The organism is Bacteroidota bacterium, from assembly GCA_023957335.1.
GTDB lineage: Bacteria > Bacteroidota > Bacteroidia > NS11-12g > UBA955 > JALOAG01.
The window spans coordinates 629,678-645,248 of sequence record JAMLHC010000001.1 but is presented as its reverse complement, the minus strand read 5'-3'; the positions used below and the strand labels follow the sequence as shown (position 1 = coordinate 645,248).

Annotated in this window: 18 protein-coding genes; 8 read left to right on the top strand and 10 right to left on the bottom strand. The window is 37.7% G+C overall.

The window, feature by feature from the left end:
• Window positions 1–130: 130 nt before the first annotated feature.
• Window positions 131–1,108 carry a deoxyhypusine synthase family protein gene (locus M9892_02735; GenBank protein ID MCO5253266.1) on the top strand — a complete coding sequence of 326 codons (978 nt, stop codon included), beginning with the start codon at window positions 131–133 and terminating at the stop codon, window positions 1,106–1,108.
• 55 nt (window positions 1,109–1,163) lie between these two features.
• Window positions 1,164–1,586 carry a BrxA/BrxB family bacilliredoxin gene (locus M9892_02730; protein MCO5253265.1) on the top strand — a complete coding sequence of 141 codons (423 nt, stop codon included), beginning with the start codon at window positions 1,164–1,166 and terminating at the stop codon, window positions 1,584–1,586.
• Between the two features lie 60 nt (window positions 1,587–1,646).
• Here the strand turns inward: M9892_02730 and M9892_02725 are convergent, their stop codons facing one another.
• Both M9892_02725 and M9892_02720 read right to left on the bottom strand, forming a co-directional pair.
• On the bottom strand, window positions 1,647–2,489 hold the full coding sequence (locus M9892_02725) for a 1,4-dihydroxy-2-naphthoyl-CoA synthase (GenBank protein MCO5253264.1): 843 nt from the start codon (window positions 2,487–2,489) through the stop codon (window positions 1,647–1,649).
• Between the two features lie 103 nt (window positions 2,490–2,592).
• Window positions 2,593–3,219, bottom strand: a complete 627-nt coding sequence (locus tag M9892_02720) for a peptidylprolyl isomerase (GenBank protein ID MCO5253263.1) — start codon at window positions 3,217–3,219, stop codon at window positions 2,593–2,595.
• A 103-nt stretch (window positions 3,220–3,322) separates the two neighbouring features.
• On the opposite strand from M9892_02720, the gene rpsF reads away from it, so the two are divergent.
• The 3 genes from rpsF to rplI are packed head-to-tail and all read left to right on the top strand — an operon-like array spanning window position 3,323 to window position 4,481.
• Window positions 3,323–3,739 carry a 30S ribosomal protein S6 gene (rpsF, locus tag M9892_02715; protein ID MCO5253262.1) on the top strand — a complete coding sequence of 139 codons (417 nt, stop codon included), beginning with the start codon at window positions 3,323–3,325 and terminating at the stop codon, window positions 3,737–3,739.
• A 4-nt stretch (window positions 3,740–3,743) separates the two neighbouring features.
• A complete protein-coding gene (rpsR, locus tag M9892_02710) occupies window positions 3,744–4,013 on the top strand; it encodes a 30S ribosomal protein S18 (protein MCO5253261.1) in 270 nt (89 codons plus the stop codon).
• A 21-nt stretch (window positions 4,014–4,034) separates the two neighbouring features.
• Window positions 4,035–4,481: a 50S ribosomal protein L9 gene (gene rplI, locus M9892_02705; protein MCO5253260.1), complete on the top strand. Its 447-nt coding sequence runs from the start codon at window positions 4,035–4,037 to the stop codon at window positions 4,479–4,481.
• Between the two features lie 70 nt (window positions 4,482–4,551).
• On the opposite strand, the gene M9892_02700 is transcribed toward rplI, so the two are convergent.
• The 4 genes from M9892_02700 to M9892_02685 all read right to left on the bottom strand — a co-directional run bounded on the left by M9892_02700 (window position 4,552) and on the right by M9892_02685 (window position 8,159).
• Entirely contained in the window at window positions 4,552–5,301 is a 750-nt protein-coding gene (locus M9892_02700) for a DUF2807 domain-containing protein (GenBank protein MCO5253259.1), read from the bottom strand.
• A complete protein-coding gene (locus M9892_02695; protein MCO5253258.1) occupies window positions 5,298–6,359 on the bottom strand; it encodes an acyloxyacyl hydrolase in 1,062 nt (353 codons plus the stop codon). The genes M9892_02700 and M9892_02695 overlap by 4 nt, the downstream gene beginning before the upstream one ends.
• A gap of 134 nt (window positions 6,360–6,493) precedes the next feature.
• Window positions 6,494–7,285, bottom strand: a complete 792-nt coding sequence (locus M9892_02690; protein MCO5253257.1) for a T9SS type A sorting domain-containing protein — start codon at window positions 7,283–7,285, stop codon at window positions 6,494–6,496.
• Between the two features lie 163 nt (window positions 7,286–7,448).
• The gene (locus tag M9892_02685; protein MCO5253256.1) at window positions 7,449–8,159 is read right to left on the bottom strand and encodes a DUF4197 domain-containing protein; all 711 of its coding nucleotides are present in this window, start codon (window positions 8,157–8,159) and stop codon (window positions 7,449–7,451) included.
• A gap of 339 nt (window positions 8,160–8,498) precedes the next feature.
• Between M9892_02685 and M9892_02680 the strand changes: the two genes are divergently transcribed.
• Window positions 8,499–8,771, top strand: coding sequence for an RNA-binding protein (locus M9892_02680; GenBank protein ID MCO5253255.1), 273 nt, complete (start codon window positions 8,499–8,501; stop codon window positions 8,769–8,771).
• A gap of 68 nt (window positions 8,772–8,839) precedes the next feature.
• On the opposite strand, the gene M9892_02675 is transcribed toward M9892_02680, so the two are convergent.
• Together M9892_02675 and M9892_02670 are read right to left on the bottom strand one after the other, a co-directional pair.
• A complete protein-coding gene (locus M9892_02675) occupies window positions 8,840–9,832 on the bottom strand; it encodes a sugar phosphate nucleotidyltransferase (protein ID MCO5253254.1) in 993 nt (330 codons plus the stop codon).
• Window positions 9,833–9,907: 75 nt separating this feature from the next.
• Window positions 9,908–11,323 (bottom strand): LysM peptidoglycan-binding domain-containing protein, encoded by a 1,416-nt coding sequence (locus M9892_02670; GenBank protein ID MCO5253253.1) that lies wholly within the window; start codon window positions 11,321–11,323, stop codon window positions 9,908–9,910.
• 89 nt (window positions 11,324–11,412) lie between these two features.
• Between M9892_02670 and M9892_02665 the strand changes: the two genes are divergently transcribed.
• Entirely contained in the window at window positions 11,413–13,641 is a 2,229-nt protein-coding gene (locus M9892_02665) for a thioredoxin family protein (protein ID MCO5253252.1), read from the top strand.
• A gap of 3 nt (window positions 13,642–13,644) precedes the next feature.
• A complete protein-coding gene (lpcA, locus tag M9892_02660; protein MCO5253251.1) occupies window positions 13,645–14,211 on the top strand; it encodes a D-sedoheptulose 7-phosphate isomerase in 567 nt (188 codons plus the stop codon).
• Window positions 14,212–14,217: 6 nt separating this feature from the next.
• Here lpcA and M9892_02655 read toward each other — a convergent pair whose 3' ends face one another.
• Together M9892_02655 and M9892_02650 are read right to left on the bottom strand one after the other, a co-directional pair.
• Window positions 14,218–14,907: a hypothetical protein gene (locus tag M9892_02655; GenBank protein MCO5253250.1), complete on the bottom strand. Its 690-nt coding sequence runs from the start codon at window positions 14,905–14,907 to the stop codon at window positions 14,218–14,220.
• A 100-nt stretch (window positions 14,908–15,007) separates the two neighbouring features.
• On the bottom strand, window positions 15,008–15,541 hold the full coding sequence (locus tag M9892_02650; GenBank protein ID MCO5253249.1) for a DUF4878 domain-containing protein: 534 nt from the start codon (window positions 15,539–15,541) through the stop codon (window positions 15,008–15,010).
• Window positions 15,542–15,571: the final 30 nt, after the last annotated feature.

Here is a 15,571-nt window from a genome sequence, read left to right as displayed (position 1 = left end):
CTGTAACTTGTGTGAGCACCCGAAATTTCTGATTCACGGCCCCGATTTTTGTCTGCTTGTGCATCATGATTTATTGTTTCCTTTCATTCAACAATTAGGTTAATTTCGCACCCCTATAATTTTTACTTACATGACAAACAAAGGACCGGTTTCCAATTTTATCAACCACCATTACAGACATTTTAATGCTGCCGCGCTGATGGACGCAGCCAAAGGATATGAAGCCCACCTGCAGCAAGGAGGCAAAATGCTGATTTCGATGGGCGGAGCCATGAGTACGGCTGAACTTGGTATTTCGCTGGCAGAAATGATTCGCCAAGACAAAGTGCAAATGATTTCGTGTACCGGTGCCAATCTTGAAGAAGATGTGATGAATCTTGTGGCACACAGCCATTACAAGCGCGTCCCGAACTACCGCGACCTAACTCCTGAACAAGAAAGAGAATTGTTGGATAATCATTATAATAGAGTAACAGATACTTGTATTCCAGAAGAGGAGGCATTTCGCAGGTTGCAGTCCCATTTGGAAAGAGTTTGGAAAGATGCAGAAGCCAAAGGAGAGCGCTATTTTCCCCACGAATTTCTTTACAAAATCGTGTTGAGCGGAGAGTTAGAACAGTATTATGAAATTGACCCCAAGGACAGTTGGATTGTGGCAGCGGCTCAAAAAAACTTGCCCATAGTCGTTCCCGGTTGGGAAGACAGCACTTGCGGCAATATTTTTACAAGTTATGTGATCAAAGGACAACTAAAAGCAAGCACAGTCAAAAGCGGTATTGAATACATGGTTTGGCTTACCGAACTGTACCGTGAATTGAGCACAGGTAAGGGATTAGGATTTTTTCAGATAGGAGGCGGTATTTCCGGTGATTTTCCAATCTGCGTGGTACCTATGATGTATCAGGACTTGGAGTGGCATGATGTTCCTTTTTGGGCATATTTCTGTCAAATCTCAGATTCTACAACCTCTTATGGCTCATATTCCGGTGCAGTGCCCAATGAAAAAATCACGTGGGGTAAACTCGATGTGGACACACCTAAGTTTATTGTCGAATCTGATGCAACCATTGTTGCACCCTTGATATTCGCATGGATTTTGGGTTGGTAATAAATTAATGCGTAATTTTGCACACTCTATAATCTAATTAACACAAATATCAATTATGGCATATCCCGAAATGATGGTAGCACCCATGCGTGCAGAATTAACAAATGCTGGTTTTACAGAGTTGAAAACAGCAAATGAAGTAGAAAATACATTTAACTCTTTTCCGGAAGGACAAACAACATTGGTCGTAATAAACTCGGTTTGTGGTTGTGCAGCCGGTGCAATGAGACCCGGTGTTTTACATTCTTTGCATGGAGATAAACAACCCAAAAAACTGCTTACAGTTTTTGCCGGAATGGAAGTAGATGCAGTGGCAAAAGCAAGAGAATATATGATTCCTTTTCCACCTTCTTCTCCTTCAATAGCACTTTTTAAAGGAAATAAATTGGTTCACTTTATAGAAAGATACCAGATTGAAGGTAAGCCGGCTGAAGCGCTTGCTGCTAACCTACAAGCTGCATATAGTGAGTATTGCTAAAAATAACTTAAAATTTTGAAGAGAAGGGGTGCCAAAGCATCCCTTTTTTATGTTGTATGCTCAAGGAAATTTAGGGAATTTACTAAAATCTCTTTTCCTTTTTTCCAAAAAAGCATCTCTCCCTTCTTGGGCTTCTTCGGTTCCGTAGATTAATCGTGTAGCCTCGCCTGCATATACTTGTTGCCCCACTAATCCGTCATCAATGAGATTGAAAGCGAATTTTGCCATTTTAACAGCAGTAGGACTCTTGGTCAATATTTCTTGTGCCCACTGATAGGCAGTTTGCTCAAGTTCAACATGGGGTACAACCGCATTTACCATGCCCATTTCATAGGCTTCTTGTGCCGAATAGGATTTGCCCAAAAAGAAAATCTCTCTGGCTCTTTTTTGCCCCACCATCCTTGCCAGATATGCAGAGCCAAAACCTCCGTCAATACTTGCTACATCCAAATCTGTTTGTTTGAAAACAGCATGCTCCTTGCTTGCAATAGTCAGGTCGCAAACCACATGCAGACTGTGTCCTCCACCTACCGCCCAACCCGGGACTACTGCTATCACTACCTTGTTCATAAAACGAATGCGTCTTTGCACATCCAAAATGTTGAATTTATTGATGCCATCTGTGCCTTTGTATCCTGTATTGGAACGCACTCTCTGGTCTCCACCCGAACAGAATGCCCATACTCCGTCTTTGGGCGATGGTCCTTCTCCGGTAATCAACACCACGCCTATTTCTTGAGACTCGTGTGCGATGATGAGCGCATCCAACATTTCATCTACTGTTTTGGGACGAAATGCATTTCTGACTTCTGGACGATTAAAGGCAATGCGTGCTACACCATTGCAATAGCGAAATGTTATGTCTTCATATTCTTTGACGGTTGTCCAGTCTATTCTGCTCATAGTCTTAAATTATTGAGCAAAATTAAAGAACTTGCCACGAATGAAAAAAGAAAATACTGATAGGGGCTGTCAGTAAAATATATTGAGCGTTTTTATCTCTTGCTTATTTTACATCATATCCAAACTCGCTCTTAATCTGAGCTTTGGTTTTTTTGATGATTTTTACCTGCATCTTGATGTCTTTATTGGGCTTGTCTTGAGCATTGCGTGGTTGTGCTACAATCTGGTCTGCGGCTTCTATCCCTTTAATTACTTCGCCAAAAACAGTGTATGCACCATTGAGATGTTTGGTTCCATCTGTGCTGACAGCGATATAAAACTGAGATCCGCTGGATTCTTTGTTAGGGTTAACTTGGTCGCCTAATCTGGCAGCGGCAATGCTCCCTTTTTTGTGGGTTATTTCGGGTTTTATTTCAGCCGGAATTGTATAGCCGGGTCCACCTGTGCCATTGCCTGATGGGTCGCCACCTTGTATCATGAAATTAGGTATGATGCGGTGAAAAATCAGTCCGTTATAGAATCCGTCTTTGGTCAATTTAAGAAAGTTAGCTTTATGCAATGGGGTTTCATCATATAGCCAAATGTACATGATGCCATAATCGGTTGTCATTTCTATCAACTCATATTCCTTCTCTTGTGGTTTGGTGTTGCTGTCTGTATCTTTCTTTTTGCAAGAAGATAGAATGAGGACAAGACTGGCGATAGTGCTTAGTAAAATAATTTTCTTCATTGGAATTAGTATTTGTTGGCTTCAAATGTAATTTAAAAAACATTTGCATACATCAATGCAAATGCATACTTTTGCGCCTCGTTTAAAAAAATATAGATTCATTATGAGCTTAAAAAATTATGAATCTGTGATCATTTTAACACCCGTACTCTCAGAACAACAGATGAAAGATGCTGTTACAGGTTACAGAGAGTTGATCACAGAGCAAGGTGGAAAAGTAATCCACGAAAACAATTGGGGGCTTGCAAAGTTGGCTTACCCAATCAACAAAAAAGTAACGGGTTTTTATCACATTTTTGAATTTCAGGCAGAACCTGAGTTTATTGCTACGCTTGAACTTAGCTACAGAAGGGACGAACGTGTAATGCGTTTTATGACTACTGCTCTTGACAAACACGCTGTTATTTACAACGAGCGTAAGAGAAAGGGCGAAATAGGTAACTCAAAAGCCGCTGAAGCTGCAAGAGCTAAGAAAAAAGCAGATGTTGAAATAATTGAAACTGAAGATATAGACGAATAAGATTATGGCACAGATAAAAGAAACCAACTATGTGTTTGCTCCCCAAACCAAGAATTTGAATAGAAAAAAATATTGCAGATTCAAAAAATCAGGTATCAAATACATTGACTACAAGGATGTTAACTTCCTTTCCAAGTTTGTGAATGAACAAGGAAAAATTCTTCCCAGAAGAATTACAGGAAACTCTCAAAAATATCAAAAGAAGGTTGCAGAGGCTATCAAAAGAGCCAGATTTATTGCGATTATGCCTTTTGTAACAGATGGTTATAAATAATAAATAAAGGAGGAATTTAAGATGAAAATTATATTAAATCAGGACGTTAAACACCTTGGACATAAAGACGATGTGGTATCTGTTAAAGACGGATATGGAAGAAATTATTTGATTCCACAAGGAATGGCTAAACTTGCTACTGCTTCTGCCGTTAAAATTCTTGAAGAAGAAATAAAACAGAGAGCATTTAAGCAAGAAAAGCTGAAAAAAGACGCAGAGGTTCTATCTGAGAAGTTAGCAAATCAATCTATCACACTTAAAACCAAAACCGGAACAACCGGCAAAATATTTGGAGCGGTAACCACTCTTCAGGTGGCTAATGCACTCAAAGACAAAGGTCTTGATGTGGACAGAAGAAAGATTGTTTTTAATGATGAAATTAAAATGGTGGGTGCCTATAAAGCGACCATCAACCTTTATAAAGGTATTTCTACTGAGATTGATATCCAAATCGAAAGCGAAGGTTAATCAACACAATATTTTTAGAATAGAGGCTGTCCTAAAAGGGCAGCCTTTTTTATTTTTTGAATTATTTTAATTATTTGAATTCGCCTGTACCATATTTGGACAATTCAACCCTGCAACAACGCCATCTTGTACTATCCGAAGGGATGGCATTCAAAACCACGTCTCCTTTGCCATATAGTTTCACTTCCATTATGTCTTGTGATTGTACATGTGATGTGCGAACGCTATAATGAAATAAATAGAGGTCGTCTAAGGTCAGTTTACGCGTGTCAATAAATGATGCATCGTCTATGGTACTTGTCAGATAGCCTGCTTGACCTTTGATGATAAAACCGCCAGAATTAAAGCCATTACATTCGATTCCGTTTACATCGTTTATGGTGAGTTCAACATCCTCGACACTTTGATTATTAATTATGAGTTTGTTGAGACGGAGTGTGTCTGTGTTGAACACTTTGGCAGCACCTATGATATTAATAATTCGCAACGAATCATTATAAAATAATCGTAGTCTTGGCTGTAAGTCATAGCTACGCACCCAGTTGCATTTGTTTTCGTCCTTGAGTGTCAGTTTGCCGTCTTTGATTTCTTTGCTGATACCGCTAATCAGGTTCTGATTGTAGGTAACCTCTAACGCTGTTTTGTTAGGGCTATATATCAACTCCAAACTGATTTTGCCATTGACATTGATTTCATTAAACCAGTCTATATCATAGGTCTTCTGTGTTATTTTGCTGGCAGATTTAAAACAATCAAGTTCATGCCCTTTTTTACAAGTTGTAAATAGCAAACAGACTCCGAGCAACACCCAAATTCTCATCTTTGATTTCTTTTTATATAATTTGTATTAAATCTGTAACCTACACACCAATCCACAAAGTCTGCATTTGCAGCATGGGACTTGAGTCTGACACCAACAAGGAATTTTTTATAATTGTAATTTAAACCTATTGAGATATAATAATTTAACTTACCTACATTTTCGGGTTTATAAAGATAGTAACCCAAGTCCAGATAGAAGGCTATGTTGCCAAAGTAATATTCATATCCTCCTTTTATGGCTGCTTCAAAAGCATCCTTGAATTGGAAATTTGTCTTAGAATCAGGGTTGAATACAATATAGGGGTCAAGTTTATCATAATATAGGTCTAAGCCTATTCGGGCACTGCGGATAGGAGTAATTCCAATGCCTTGTGTTAATCCTAAGGTGTAAACCGAACGCCTTGTAGGGTCGGATATCGTTGCTGTTTTGCTCCCAACTCCTACGCGAGTTTCAAAATAATATTGAGTAGCTAACTTTCCGGTATCTGTAGCAAAACGATAGGGTCTTATGTTTGAACTTTTGAAATTCAATCCCAGATTGAGCTGAGGGGTGTTAATACCCAGATTCGGACGGTTAAAATTAGCATTTGAAAAATGTGTCATTCCTATGCCAAACAACAAATCGAGATTCTTGGTCAATGGTCGAATATTGAGAAAAGCAATTTGCATTGAGCCGTTAATACGGCTGCTCATAGCCCTGTTCTTGGGATTGCGAATGGGATCAAAAATAGCAGAGCAGTATCCTAAACCTGCTCCCAGTTTAATCATCGTTTCAGAATGTTTGTGATTGAATAACCTAACCTGAACATAAGGAATGAAAGCGATTGTACTGCCATTGATATTGTGTTTGCCAAAGTAGTTATAATACAGTGAGAGCCCCCAGTCAATATGTTTGTATAGGCTATCGGAATATGGGTTACCCAAACCTTTAAATTGCCAGGCAAACTCAGCCCCCATGGTATGCGTAGCCATGTGTGGCATAGAAACCGAATGAGGCATTAAAAAACCGGGTAACAATGTAGCGCGGAATGACTCTTGTGCAAAGACTGAAGACATATTTGTCGCAAGGAGTAGCGCAAGAAATCGTATTCTCATTCGGTTCAAAAATAGGATTTTAGCAGCAATGACCCTAAACAAAAAAAGTCCCCCTTAGTGAAGGAGGACTCTTTCTATTTACGGAGAAATATTTTTTATTTTGCTATACTTACTTTGGTAGTCTCAGTGCCCAAACCATTGTTGAATGTTACAAAGTAAATACCATTGCTCAGATTAGACAGGTCAAGAGTAGAGTTATTATTCAGTTCAGCAACATAAACAACTTGCCCACTATAATCGTAAACTTTAATAGTGTTTTCGGTATTGTCTGCATTAATAATCAATGTGTTGATTTGGAAGATACCGGTTGTTGACGGATTAGGATAAACGCTAAAAGAATTCTCAACATCAACAGTTTTCACATTTACACCCCAGCCTTGTCTTACAATCCATGGAACTTGTTCTGACAAAACATTATTGCCGAGGGTGCTGTTTTCTTCATCTTTAATAGGGTCTAAACCGGAACCGTTGATAAGTAAAGAAGCAACAGTTATACCAGTATAAAAAGATACAGATTTCGGTCTGAAACCAATAGTGCCGGATAAATTTATCATTGCGGTATCATTAGGTGCGATATCATTAGTTAAAACTCTGATTGCGTAAGTGTTTATATCGGGTCCGGGTATAAGTATAGCTTGTGATTGGCTGATAGGAATAACAACACGGTATAAAAGTGTGTCACCTATTCTGGCGGTGTCGGGTCCCAAATTTGTAAATACTGCTGAGAGTGTGTAGGTACTTCCACTCATATCCGCTTTTTCCCTTAACTCGGAAGGAGGTATCGGAATAGAACTTACTGACCAGTCGATAGTTCTTTGGGCAGAAAGATTTGAAGATAAGAACATGGCAGCAGCCACACTTAACATGGGTAATAATTTCATTTTCATTTTTTGTTTGTTTAATTAATGCTTCAAAAGTAAGTATTTTCACTTAATACGCAAGCATACAAGCCATCATTCAATGTATTAACAAAACATTATTATTGATTAGTAAAATAATGGATGCTATTTTTTAAATAAACTCGAGTGTAGATAAACCTAAAACCGAAACTTATTTTTTTGTATCTGCGTAATCAAAAACTTTTTTGAGAATTTCGGTTGTCCTCTGAGCCGGATTTGAGCGAATTAGATTTTCTTGTACTTCAACTTCTTTAAAAAGTGCATTCATAGCTTTCTCGGTAACATATCCGGTCAAATCAGGATTGATTTTTTTTGTTGCAAATAAGTTGTATTTGCTCATGATATCCCCCCAATACTTTGTTGCACTTACTTTGTCTAATGAACCGGCTATGATAGGTCTGAACTTCTCTGTCAACGATGCAGTAGTAGTTGATTTAAGATAATTAGTCGCAGCGCTATTGCCTCCGGTAAGTATCCCCATTGCATCTTGAATAGACATGGTTTTCACAGCGGTTACAAAAACGTCAATAGCTTCTTTTGTAGCCAGTTCTGCGCCTTCGTTTAGGGCTTTGGTAGCTTTATCCACTTGGCTTCCGAGTCCCATTGTGCGTAAAGTTGATTCAACATTTTTTACTTCCTCCGGCATGGGTATTCTGATAGCGGGATTGCCCCAAAAACCGTCTTTAACAGAGAGTTTAGAAACTCCGGTTTGAATACCTTTTGTCAAAGCTTCTTTTAATCCGGCTATTATTTCTGTGTTTGAAGGTCCTAAGTTTTTATTAACCGTTTCCATCGTGCTTAATACTGAATCGCATGCACTGAAACCAAGCCAAATTCCGAAGATGATAAATATTTTTTTCATGGGTTTTTGTTTTTAAATTTTGAGTTGCAAAAATTGCCCCAAACTTTTAATTTACCAAAAAACTAATTGATTATTTTGTGGTCTTTCTACTGCATTTCAACAGTTTAAATTAAATAGATATTATTTAGGCGTGGTCATGGTTTTTTGTTAATTAACGCAAGTTGAATTATTATTAAATTTGAATAGCATGAGTAGTTAATCATAGAAGTTGTAAACCAAGATTGAGAACTTAAGGATGTGTAATTTAAAAAAATATTTCAAAAAATGAACGAAGCTATGTTTTATTCGCGTATCATTGTCCCGTGCAAAATGATACGCACAAGTTTAAAAGTTAATTGTATGAATATTTATGTAGGTAATCTTAGCTTCCGTGCCAAAGAGCAAGATCTTTCAGACCTTTTCTCCACTTATGGAGAGGTTGTTTTGGCAAGAATTGTTAAAGACAAATTCACTCATCGTTCTCGTGGATTTGCTTTTGTAGAAATGAGCAATGACAATGCAGCCCGTGAGGCTATTCAAGCTTTGCATGAGAAAGAGTTCATGGAAAGAGCATTGGTTGTGAATGAAGCTAAGCCAAGAGAAGACAAACCAAGAGAAGGAAACGCAGAATAAGTAAGTTCTATTTTTCGAAATTTTTGTTGAGAAGCACGGTCATATAAGCCGTGCTTTTTTGTTGCTGTCTAAAAACTGATTTCTGTACTATCTCCTAAGTTCAGTGTGTAAGCAAATCCTTTAAGTCGTGAGTCATTGCCTATCAGAGTGTCTTGAAGAATTGCGCTCTCAATATGAGCATAAGGTCCAATAATAGAGTTTTTGATAATACTCGATTGAATAATTGTGTTATCACCTATGGATACATTAGGACCAATGACGGATTTATAAACTTTGGCACCTTTACCAATAAAGACAGGCGGTATGATAATGCTGTCGCTGATTGATTTTTTATCTATTGAACATTCTTTCAATCGCTTCAATAACAATTCATTGGTTTGCAGCAGGATTTCTTTCTTGCCACAATCAAACCAATTATCCACCTCGAATGTTTTGATTACAACTCCTTGTTCAATCATCCTCATCAATGCGTCTGTGAGATGATATTCGTTTTGGGTCTTGATTTTATTTTCTAAATTGTATCGTAGAGCTTCAAAAAGTTGACTAACTTCCTTTATATAATAAACACCCACTAACGCCATGTTTGACTTGGGAATAAGAGGTTTTTCGACCAATTTTTTAATACTTGTATCTGCATTGATTTCCGCCACCCCAAACTGACGCGGATCATCAACTTTTTTGACTCCGATCATTGAATTGGGAGCGGATAGTACTTTTTTCAAGTTAGTTTCGAAAATGGTGTCCCCCAACACAATAAGCACACTGTCACAATTTTGCACTTTTTCTTTGGCAAGATAAATGGCGTGACCTATTCCCTTGCGCGAGGTTTGAATAATAAATTTGTTCTTTTGTTCCGGATAGTTTTTTGTAATAAAATTCTCAACCTTATCACCCATATATCCGATAATAAAGATAAACTCTGTTATTCCTGCTGATTGAAGGTTGTCAATGATATGTGCGAGCAATGGTTTGCCTGCTACGGGAATAAGTGCTTTGGGCTGAGTGTTAGTGTGTGGCTTGAGTCTGCTGCCAATGCCTGCAACCGGGATTATAGCCTTCATTTGTTGAACGTTTTGGATGTCAAATCTATGTTATTTGAATGAAATGATGAATAGAAGATTTTTTATTGAGCTAAGCTATCTATTATCTTCAATCTGCAAAGTTTGTCCAACTCTAATATCATTCCCTGAAATTTGATTCCACTGCTGAATTTGTTCAACCGATACGCCATATATTCGAGATATTGAGTAAAGGGTTTCGCCAGGCTTGATGGTATGTAATATGAACCGGGTTTGAGTTGTGTTGTTTGAATTTTGGTTTTGAGTTTGTGGAGCAAAATAAGAGAGCCTTTGTCCCACATATAATGCATTGTCTTTTAGCTTATTCCATTTAGCTAAACTATCCATGCTGATATTCAGTTTTTTTGAAATGCTATATAGGGTTTCACCAATACTTACTGTGTAGAATAATGTCCCCTCAGTATTGGACTCAGCTACGCTTGTTGTAGTAGTAGTAGTAGTGCCGGTATTCACATCTTTTTGTATCGGTTTGGTAGTTGGGGGCGTAACAACCTCAACATGATTGGACTCGGTTCTTGGAATGTCTAACGAAGGTTGAATTATGACTCTGCCGGTGTCGGGCATTTCTTTGCGTTTTCTTCTCATATTAATGACTTCACCCGGTTTTACTTCAGTGCCCGGTTCCATGTGATTTTTCTTATAAAGTTTTTTGAGTTTTATTCCATATTTCTGTGAAATCTCCCACATTGTTTCTCCCGATTCAACAGTATGGGTTGCAATAGCCGCTTTATTACGTTTAGGTTTTAAATAGATAATCATACCGGGGTCAATTCGTGCATCTTTTGGTAGGTCATTGTATTTGTAGATTTGCCAGTCACGCATATTGTTGTCTTCAGCAATGGAGTGTATGGTCTGTCCGGGACGTGTTACGGTCAGTGGTACGCCATTGTCAACTATCTGAATATTGGGTTTAATTATGGGATCAGTAAAATAATTTTGATCTTTTTGTCCATAAAAAACGCTTGTATCATATTGTGCAAGCGTGAACCTTTCAATCAAACCAATTAATAATTGAGGGTATTTCTGATTGGTAGCATAGCCCGCTTTCAATAAGCCGTCAGCCCAGGCTTTGTAATCAAGTATGTGAATGTCAAATAAAAAAGCATATCTTTTGTTCTCTGTTAAAAATAAGGAATGGTCTTCATACGATTCAAAAGGAGAGTTGTATGCTCTAAAGCATTCTCCTATTTCGTCATCATCTTCAATTATCGTGCGTCCTGTCCAATTTTTTTTACATTTTATTCCAAAATGATTATTTCCTTCTACAGCCAGACGACTATTGCCCGCACCTGATTCCAATAGACCTTGGGCGAGTGTAATACTTGCGGGTATTTTATGACTTTTCATTTCCTGCATAGCAATATTTTTGTACTGCTCAATATATTCTTGATAGCTGATACGATTGGCTTGCGCTGAGTTTGAAATAAAAAAAACTAAGCCCAATAGAAAGGGAAGGATTAAACGCATTTTCATGATTTCAAACGAAATTACAGTTTATATTTTAAAAGGATAACTAATATTTGTAAACACTTTTTTTAACGAACTTTGTAAACTGAATTTTTATGCAACATCTAACTTATCTAAAACGCATTTTTACGCTATTTCTTGTTGCGACAAGCTATTTTCTAAATCTGAGCAGTGCATCTGCACAAATGGTAAAACAACCGGTATGGGAATTTAAGTTTTCTCAAACCGAAGCCAAAGTAGGCGATGTCGTTGAAATTGTTTTTACAACCAATGCTCCCAAGGATTGGTATATTTATTCTACAAATGTAGAATGTGAAATAGGACCTATCAAGGCTAACTTCAATTTTGAACAGAACAACACCTTTGCACCAGTCGGCAATCTCTATTCCGTTGGAGACAAAAAAGAAATAGATGATATTTTTAAGTGTCAAGTTGGCAAATTTGAAAAGAAGGCAGAACTAAGGCACAAAGTGAAAATCCTCGCACCCAATCCGGTCATTAAAGGGTTTCTTGAAGGTCAAATGTGCAGCAATGTGTCAGGAATGTGTGTGCCTTTGGAAACAGCCAATATGACTTTTTCAGGTTTGACAGTATCGGGTACCGCTGCAGGGCAAAAGATGGAGGAGCAAGTTCAAACTAATAATATACACAGTGATACAAATGCAAATGTTGAAAATACAAGCGAAGTTGAGAGTAAAGATAATGTAGAAAGTACCGCGACTGTGGCGACCACCAGCGAGAATGCATATAAACCCAGTTATTTATACAAAGCAAAAGATGAAAATGATATTGGAAAATGTGAAGTTAAGAAATATGAAGGAGAAGTGGCAGGTGTATCTAAAGATAGCTTGTTAGGATTCTTTCTTTTAGCTTTCTTATCGGGATTGGCTGCGTTGTTAACTCCCTGTGTATTCCCCATGATTCCGATGACCGTAGCATTTTTTATGAAAGGAGGTGAAAACAAAAATAGAGCACAATCTATCAAGAGCGGTTTGTTGTATGGTGCGTCCATCATTTTTATCTATACCGTATTAGGTAGTCTGGTTGGAGTTGTATTTGGAGAAGATGCAGCTAATTTTGTGGCTACGCACTGGATTCCTAATATTTTCTTCTTTCTGATATTCATCTTTTTTGCAGCAGCATTTTTTGGTGCTTTTGAGCTCGTTTTGCCTTCTTGGTTGGTAAACAAAGTTGATAAGCAATCAGACAAAGGGGGTTTTTTGGGTATTTTTTTCATGGCTCTAACACTCGCATTAGTTTCGTTTAGTTGCACAGGACCTATTGTTGGGATTGTATTGGTGGAGAGTCTGAATGGAGAATTTGTAAAACCCGTTGTTGGAATGTTTGGCTTCTCGCTTGCATTTGCATTTCCGTTTGCATTGTTTGCCATGTTTCCAACTTGGCTTAATTCATTGCCTAAATCCGGAGGCTGGCTTAATTCGGTTAAAGTCATTCTCGGATTTCTCGAACTTGCATTGGGACTCAAATTTCTTTCTCTGGCTGACCAAACCTATCATTGGGGAATTTTAGACAGAGAAATTTATTTAGCACTCTGGATTATCATTTTCTCCTTGATGGGGTTATATCTGTTGGGTAAACTCAAATTTGCACACGACAGTGATTTGCCTTATCTGAAAGTTCCAAGATTAATTATGGCAATTATAACATTCTCATTTGTTATTTATTTGATTCCGGGTATGTTTGGTGCTCCGTTAAAAGCACTTGCAGGCTATCTCCCTCCTATGTCAACACATGATTTTGCTTTACTCGAAAAGCTTGAAGGTGAAAAAGGTGATGTAGAAGGTACCCCCAAATATTCCGACAAATTACATTTGCCTCACAATCTCAAAGGCTACTTTGATTATGAAGAAGGTATGGCGTACGCCAAAAAAGTGAACAAGCCTGTGTTTATTGACTTCACAGGACATGGATGTGTGAACTGTAGAGAAATGGAAGCAAGGGTTTGGAGTGATGAAAAAATACTCGATATCCTCAGCAAAGACTATATCGTCATCGCGTTATATGTGGATGATAAAACAATTACCTTGCCTGCAGAGGAGCAATATTTATCAAAAATAACGGGTAGAAAAGTTACTACCTTGGGCAAGAAGAACTCTGACATTCAATCGTGTATGTTCGGAAGTAATTCACAACCCAACTATATTCTGCTTGACAATGATGAGAATTTGTTGAACTCCCCACAGCCGTATGATTTAAACGTAGATAATTTTGTGCGTTTCTTAAAACAAGGACTTAAACACTATAAACACAATCAATTGCAAAAAGCAAAACAGGAGAACCCTGTGTTTGAAAGTGCATACTAATTTATGACAGCTAAAAAACATTTTGAAGAAGCACAACAGATTCTCACCCAATTCTTAGGTAATCAAAACAATTTTGCCAAAATTGAATCTGCTGCCGATTTGATGGCTAATGCAGTCAAAAAAGGAAATAAAATTATTTCGTGCGGTAATGGAGGTTCAATGTGTGATGCTATGCACTTTGCAGAAGAGCTAACAGGTCGCTATCGCAATAACAGAGCAGCAATTCCGGCTATTAGTATCAGTGACCCGGCACATATAACTTGCGTTGGTAATGACTATGGTTTTGAAGAAATTTTTGCAAGATATATTGAAGCTTTAGGAAACAGAGGAGATGTCTTATTAGCTATCAGCACGAGCGGAAATTCTGTTAATATTGTAAAAGCGGTGCAAGCTGCAAGAAAGAAAAATATGTCCATAGTAGGACTGACCGGAAAAGACGGAGGAGTGTTGGGTACCATGTGTGATATTGAAATACGTGCTCCTCATAGCGATTTTGCAGACCGTGCACAAGAAATTCATATTAAGGTAATTCATGCTTTGATTGACGGGATTGAGCAAAGTTTTCCCTAAATAATCTCAATCTACAAGCTGATTGATGATGATGCTAAAATTTTCCGTATTCATAAAATTGCTGTACGAAGGTGCTGTAATCAGACCTATATTTTTTCTCTGAGTAAGAATTTTCTTTCCCAAGGTTCTTTGCAATGCCAGATCAATAACTTCTGTACAATATAGTTCGGAGCTATCGCTGTCGTCAAATTTGTAATCAAAAGGTACTTGTTTTTCTAAATAATAGTTCATCCATTGGTGGAAAATGGGCTGAGCCTGTTCTTGATCATTGAGCCTTACAACTACAATGGTTTCAGGATGTGAATCATTTAAAAATGCTTGCAAAGATGTAACCTGCATACCCTCGTGATATTGATTAGACTCACAATTAATGACTTGCCACAAAGAATCTTTTAAAGTCAGTACACCGCAATGGGTTAGCCCGTATTTATCACTAAAATGATTGTGAATCCAGTCACTTACAAAACCAAAACCTCTTCGTAGAATGATGTCTCCTTCCCGAAAATTTAGCAAATCTTGTTCTGATAGTTTGGAATGAGGTCGTTGATTTAATTTAGAATTTGACTTATATGTACTTGCTGTATTTAATGCTACCCACCTTCCTGCTTTGCTGCGCACAATTGGAGAGTTATAAAGTACAATAGCAAAAACACCCAATAGAATTATGATTCCCGTTATTGTTGTAAGCAGTCTCATTATTTTAGCAATACTCACAAACAACATTATTAATTCAACAATAAAAAAACCTCTTAAGACAAGAGGTTTATAGAAGCATTAAATTAGGTACAATAGTGAATTACATTGAATCACTTTGCATTTCTGAAGCATCTGATGTGGAACTATCAATATCACTACCGTCTTCAGGAATGTTTTCATCCGGATTTTCCATATCTCCATTTTCAGAATTCTCTTTTGCATTCATGCCTGCATCTTCTTTGCTCATATCAACAAGCCATTTGCCATCCACTTTGGTAAGTACCACCGGTGAAGATTCTTCATTTCCTTCTTCGTTTTTATATGAAACGGTACATTCATGTTTGTTGTCGTCCAAGGCTTCACATTTGCAACCGGTAATCTCTATCTTGGCTTTTTCAGCTTTTGCTTTTTCTTCCTTGAACTTTTCTTCTCCCATCATCATTGCAAATCCTTTCATGGTTTTCATGAATTCTTTAGTTTTATCTGTGCCGAGTTCGCTCGCTTTATCGAAATCTAATTTCAAGAAAGATGTTTGAAATGCAGTTGCAACGTCCTCCGGTTTTGCTTTTTTAGAGCATGAGTATAAAAATACTGCTGTCAATAGGATGAAGGATAAATTTTTAATTGTTTTCATTGTATTATTTGTTTGAGTGTGATTTTTATG